Source organism: Nocardia sp. NPDC059764 (genome assembly GCF_042732555.1).
Taxonomy (GTDB): domain Bacteria; phylum Actinomycetota; class Actinomycetes; order Mycobacteriales; family Mycobacteriaceae; genus Nocardia.
Genome location: NZ_JBHWHH010000326.1, coordinates 1 through 2,993 on the forward strand (window position 1 = coordinate 1; position 2,993 = coordinate 2,993).

Annotated in this window: 1 protein-coding gene and 1 tRNA gene; one reads left to right on the forward strand and one right to left on the reverse strand. The window is 68.2% G+C overall.

The features are described from left to right. Positions 1–8: 8 nt before the first annotated feature. A tRNA-Trp gene (locus tag ACFV4K_RS35285) sits at positions 9–81 on the reverse strand. A 121-nt stretch (positions 82–202) separates the two neighbouring features. Between ACFV4K_RS35285 and polA the strand changes: the two genes are divergently transcribed. Continuing rightward, on the forward strand, positions 203–2,938 hold the full coding sequence (polA, locus tag ACFV4K_RS35290; protein ID WP_379280634.1) for a DNA polymerase I: 2,736 nt from the start codon (positions 203–205) through the stop codon (positions 2,936–2,938). Positions 2,939–2,993: the final 55 nt, after the last annotated feature.

Genomic DNA, 2,993 nt, shown 5'->3' on the forward strand with positions numbered 1-2,993 from the left:
CCTTCGAGCAGGGGCGACAGGAATCGAACCTGCAACCTGCCGCTTTGGAGACGGCTGCTCTGCCAATTGAGCTACACCCCTTGGCGGGGGCAACGCTACCAGGTAGCGGGTCGAGGATGAAATCGGTTTCGCTGACCTGGGGCGACGGGCCGAGTACGCCCGCTGCCCACGGATGTCGGGGGCGGTACCTAGACTCTTGCGGGTGACCCCTGCCTCTACTGATCAGCGTCCTGTTGTTGCGTCCGAAGCCGCGTCCGGGGAGCAGCCGACCCTGCTGTTGCTGGATGGGCATTCGCTGGCTTATCGCGCGTTCTACGCGCTGCCCGCGGAGAACTTCAAGACGCACAGTGGGCAGACCACCAATGCCGTGTACGGGTTCACGGCGATGCTGATCAACCTGCTGCGGGACGAGAAGCCGACGCATGTGGCGGCGGCGTTCGACGTGAGCCGCAAGACGTTCCGGACCGAGGCGTTCCCGGAGTACAAGGCGAATCGGGCGACCACCCCGGACGAGTTCAAGGGGCAGGTGGAGACCACCCAGGAAGTGCTGGGCGCGCTGGGGATTCCGGTCATGGCCATCGAGGGGTACGAGGCGGACGATCTGATCGCCACGCTCACCACGCAGGCCGTCGCCCAGGGGTTCCGGGTGCTCATCGTGACCGGTGACCGTGACTCGCTGCAGCTGGTCGAGGACAGCGTCACCGTGCTCTATCCGAAGAAGGGCGTCTCCGAGCTCACCCGGTTCACCCCGGCCGCGGTCGAGGAGAAGTACGGGCTCACCCCGGCGCAGTATCCGGACTTCGCGGCGCTGCGCGGCGACCCGAGTGACAACCTGCCGGGCATTCCGGGCGTGGGGGAGAAGACCGCCACCAAGTGGATCCGCGAGTACGGGGATCTGGCCACCCTGGTCGACCAGGTGGACAAGGTGAAGGGCAAGGTCGGAGACGCGTTGCGCGCCAACCTGTCCAGCGTGGTGCTCAACCGGCAGCTCACCGAGATGGTGAAGACGGTGCCGCTGCCCTACGCACCCGACCAGCTGGCCATGCAGCCGTGGGATCGGGACAAGATCCACCGGCTGTTCGACGAGCTGGAATTCCGCGTGCTGCGCGACCGCCTGTTCGACACCCTGGCCCCGGTGGAGCCCGAGGCCGAGTCCGGCTTCGAGATCAGCGGCAGCGCGCTGGCCGCCGGCACCGTCGCCGCCTGGCTGGCCGAGCACGCCGGAACCGGTGTGCGGCACGGGGTTTCCGTGGTCGGCAACGGCTCGCCGACGCACGGCGACACCCAGGCCATCGCCCTGGCCGCCGCCGACGGCGAGGGCGCCTACATCGACGTGCACACCCTCACCCCCGAGGACGAGAAGGCGCTCGGCGACTGGCTGGCCGACCCGGCCACGCCGAAGGCGCTGCACGAGGCCAAGACCGCCATGCACGCTCTGCGCGGGCGCGGCTGGCGGCTGGCCGGGCTCACCAGCGACACCGCGTTGGCCGCCTACCTGATCCTGCCGGGCCAGCGCACCTTCAACCTGGAGGACCTGTCGCTGCGCTACCTGAGCCGGGAACTGCGCGTCGACAATGCCGGGGAGACCCAGCTGTCGCTGCTCGACGACGAGGACGAGGTGGACGCCGAGGCCGCCAATGCCCAGATGCTGCGCGCCCGAGCGGTTTACGACCTCGCCGACGCCTTCGACACCGAACTCGAGCGCATCGAGTCCACCGCGCTGCTGCGCGATATGGAGCTCCCGCTGCTGAGCGTGCTGGCCGACCTGGAGGCCGCGGGCGTCGCGGTCGACTCCGCCCAGCTCGAGCAGTTGCAGCGCGAGTTCGCCGACCGCGTCGCCGAGGCCGCCGAGGCCGCCTACGGCGTCATCGGCAAGCAGATCAACCTGGGCTCGCCCAAGCAGCTGCAGGTGGTCCTGTTCGACGAGCTCGACATGCCGAAGACCAAGCGCACCAAGACCGGCTACACCACCGACGCTGACGCGCTCGAGGGCCTCCACGAGAAGACTCAGCACCCGTTTCTGGCGCACCTGCTCGAACACCGCGACGCCACCCGCCTCAAGGTGACCGTCGACGGCCTGCTCAAGTCGGTCGCCGACGACGGCCGCATCCACACCACCTTCAACCAGACGGTCGCCGCCACCGGCCGCCTGTCCTCGACCGAGCCGAACCTGCAGAACATCCCGATCCGCACCGACATGGGCCGCCGCATCCGCGACACCTTCGTCGTCGGCCCCGGCTACGAGTCGCTGATGACCGCCGACTACAGCCAGATCGAAATGCGGATCATGGCCCACCTGTCCAAGGACGAGGGCCTCATCGAGGCCTTCAACTCGGGCGAGGACCTGCACAATTTCGTCGCCTCCAAGGCCTTCGACATCCCGATCGCCGAGGTGGAGCCGGAGCTGCGCCGCCGCATCAAGGCCATGTCCTACGGCCTGGCCTACGGTCTGTCCGCGTACGGCCTGTCCCAGCAGTTGAAGATCAGCGCCGACGAGGCCAGGGTCCAGATGGACATCTATTTCAACCGCTTCGGCGCCATCCGCGACTACCTGCACGACGCGGTCGATCAGGCCCGCAAGGTCGGCTACACCGAGACCCTGTTCGGCCGCCGCCGCTACCTGCCGGACCTGGATTCCAGCAACCGGCAGCGCCGCGAGGCCGCCGAGCGCATGGCCCTCAACGCCCCCATCCAGGGCACCGCGGCCGACATCATCAAGGTCGCCATGATCGACACCCAGAAGGCGATCCGGGAGGCGGGCCTGAAATCCCGGATGCTGCTGCAGATCCATGACGAACTCGTCTTCGAGGTCGCCGCGGGGGAGCGGGAGCAGCTGGAATCGCTTGCGCGCGAGCACATGTCCAATGCCATCGAGCTGTCGGTGCCCCTGGAGGTGTCGGTGGGCGTGGGCCGCAGCTGGGATTCGGCCGCGCACTAGGAAACTCGACACGCGACCGTGAGTCGCGCGACACGCTGACCGCCCGCACCGGGAT